The sequence below is a fragment of the Variovorax sp. P4_D9 genome, from assembly GCF_056401695.1.
The window spans coordinates 1-2,495 of record NZ_JBFUIU010001085.1; the positions used below are offsets into that span (position 1 = coordinate 1).

4 protein-coding genes are annotated in these 2,495 nt (G+C 64.4%); 3 read left to right on the plus strand and 1 reads right to left on the minus strand.

The window, feature by feature from the left end; genetic code table 11:
- The 3 genes from AC1DY5_RS51220 to AC1DY5_RS51230 all read left to right on the plus strand — a co-directional run.
- A partial coding sequence (locus tag AC1DY5_RS51220; protein ID WP_478121946.1) for an alpha/beta hydrolase occupies nucleotides 1-455 on the plus strand: 455 nt, incomplete at its 5' end.
- 136 nt (nucleotides 456-591) lie between these two features.
- Nucleotides 592-981: a helicase SNF2 gene (locus tag AC1DY5_RS51225; RefSeq protein WP_478121947.1), complete on the plus strand. Its 390-nt coding sequence runs from the start codon at nucleotides 592-594 to the stop codon at nucleotides 979-981.
- Nucleotides 978-1,619, plus strand: coding sequence for a YbhB/YbcL family Raf kinase inhibitor-like protein (locus AC1DY5_RS51230; RefSeq protein ID WP_478121948.1), 642 nt, complete (start codon nucleotides 978-980; stop codon nucleotides 1,617-1,619). The genes AC1DY5_RS51225 and AC1DY5_RS51230 overlap by 4 nt, the downstream gene beginning before the upstream one ends.
- A gap of 165 nt (nucleotides 1,620-1,784) precedes the next feature.
- On the opposite strand, the gene AC1DY5_RS51235 is transcribed toward AC1DY5_RS51230, so the two are convergent.
- Entirely contained in the window at nucleotides 1,785-2,135 is a 351-nt protein-coding gene (locus AC1DY5_RS51235; RefSeq protein ID WP_478121949.1) for a hypothetical protein, read from the minus strand.
- Between the last annotated feature and the right edge of the window lie 360 nt (nucleotides 2,136-2,495).

Genomic DNA, 2,495 nt, shown 5'->3' on the forward strand with positions numbered 1-2,495 from the left:
GTATCGGTATCGACCCCAAGGTCGCGGCGTTGGTCTACGTGGCTGCCCGTGCACCTGATGCAGGGGAGGAACTACCCCGCGCTGGCCATGAAGTTCCCTCGCCCGCCGGCAAGCGTGGTCTTGTCGTGTCGGGCGGGTTCGCGCAGCTCAACGAGGAATCCTTCCTGAAGTACTTTGCCGGCGACGTCGACCCTGTGAAGGTCCGCATCCTGTATGCCGTGCAGGGACGCGTCTCGACCCCCCTGTTTTCCGGTCGCACGACCGTCGCGGCCTGGCGAAGCAAGCCGGCTTGGTATCAGATATCGACGAACGACAAGACCATCTCGCCCGAGCTTCAGCGCTTCATGGCCGATCGCATGAAGGCCAAGACCATCGAACTGGCGTCAAGTCACGTTTCGCTCATCTCGCACCCGCGAGAGATCGCCGCGCTGATTCTCGAAGCCGCGGCAGCGTAGCGAGGCCGGTTTGACCCCAAGAATCGCCCACTTCGGTTCTGAAAGGCCCTTCCGAATCCCCCGAGTCCCGTCGAGTTGGCTGACGACGAGGATCCAAAGACCACCCTCATCAGCCCCATACCTTGAAAGAAACGCCATGAAGATCGCCATCGCCACCATCCTGACCGTTGCCGCCCTCTCTTCGCTGTCCGCCATGGGCGTCAGCGCGGAAGAGTACCAAGGCGTTCTGAAATTCAACTCGACCGCGAGCCGCGCGGAGGTGAGCGCCCAAGCCGTGGCTGCTGCTCACAGCGCCGACCCCTATCGCGAAGCGGCTTTCGCAGGCGTCGCACCAGCCCTTGCGAGCCCGCGCGATCGCACCGGGGTGCGTGCGCAGGCAGTCGCCATCGCTCGTGAGGGAAATCTCTACGGCGAAGGCGCTTCCGCAGGCGTCGCCCCGCGCCTGGCCAGCACCATCGATCGAGCCACCGTACAGGCCGAAACCAGGGCCACCGCCGCTCGCGGCGTCACCGAGGGCACACTGTGAGCAAGCCCCCTGCTTGCCACCGCGATTCCCCAGGAGAGAAAGTGTCTACCCCTCGCTCAAGCTCCCGCTTCCTGACCGACATCCTGTCGATTTCGGCAATTGCCTTCGTCAGCCTGATGGGGGGCTGTGCCGCCATGTCGCCCGCCACCGGAAGCAAGTCCTCAGCTGGCATGGAAGTCACGTCCAGCGCTTTTTCCGAGAACGGCCCTATTCCGGTCGAGTACGCGGGCATCGGTGATTGTGGTGGCAAGAACGTCTCCTTGCCTGTGGCCTGGACCAACCTGCCCGCGAAGGCGAAGTCGATCGCGGTGTTGTTATCAGACCCGGACGGTGCCAGCGGCCTCGGCGTATCGCACTGGGTGGCCTACAACATCGCAGCGGAACGCGGCCAACTCAAGTCGGGCGAAGCCCAGGCTGGCGCAGACTTTTCCATGGGGCCGAACGTCTCGGGCGCGGCGGCATATCGCGGGATGTGCCCGCCGGTTGGCGACCTGCCGCATCACTACACGTTAAACGTGGTGGCGTCCGAGCTTCCGCCAGGAGCGCTGCCCGCCGGTTTGGCGCGCGATGCCTTGCTCGCAACGCTCAAAGGTCATGCGCTCGGCGGACAGAGCTTGGTCGGGCGCTATGGCCGTTGACGCTGCTTGGCAGCGGCCTCAGTAGTGAGCCATCGGGCAGGCCCGACCCCGGAGCATGAAGCGTGGGGCGTGGCTGGCGACTGGTGGCGCGTGGTTGTAGGATGGAATTGGGCGCTGCTGACGAGGTCGGCCTTCCCTGGGTGCGGCAAACCCGTTCTGTAGTTGCTACGTGGCCATCGGCGGCGGCTCGGCCGCTTGCGCCCCATGAATCTCAGCCAGTCGGTGGCTACTTGCACGACTCTCTGGCGCGACCGGGTGAGATGCTGCGGCCGCGTCGTCGGTGATGCCGAACCCAACGATCGGCAACCGAGGCGACTCCTCGGGCGTGACGGCCCTCGTTCCGCTGACGTCCAGGCGCTGCGCGACGACCAAGAACTCACTCGCCAGGTTTGAAACCGAATCTCTCGTGGCCCCCGACGCTGCGAAGTTCGCGACAGAGCGGTCTCGCTCCTCGGCCGCCGGTCCATCGAGATGCCGGGCGAGGACGCGCGAATACCGATACAGATTCTCGAACATGATCGGATCCCCTTTGTGAACTGAGGGGACCCGACGCTACGCTGCCGATGAAATTCATGTGGCGCTCAGCGACCGGCCTCCCGAGGGCGACACCGCCGGGCGCAACATATGGACCAACGCACTGCTGTCCAAGACAGGCGAATCCGGCGGATGACATGCTGAACTGACGCGGGTTCCGGACGGCTTGTGTGTGGATTTCAGGATCGTGCCCCCATGGGTGCTGTCCAACATCAAGTGAATGCGAATGCGCCCTGGGGTGATTCGTCGGGATCGGGCGGCGCTGTGAACGGCTCGTCGATCCACGCCATCAGATCACGGTGGGTAAACAGATTCATGCGCAGCAGCGCCACCAGGTTGGCC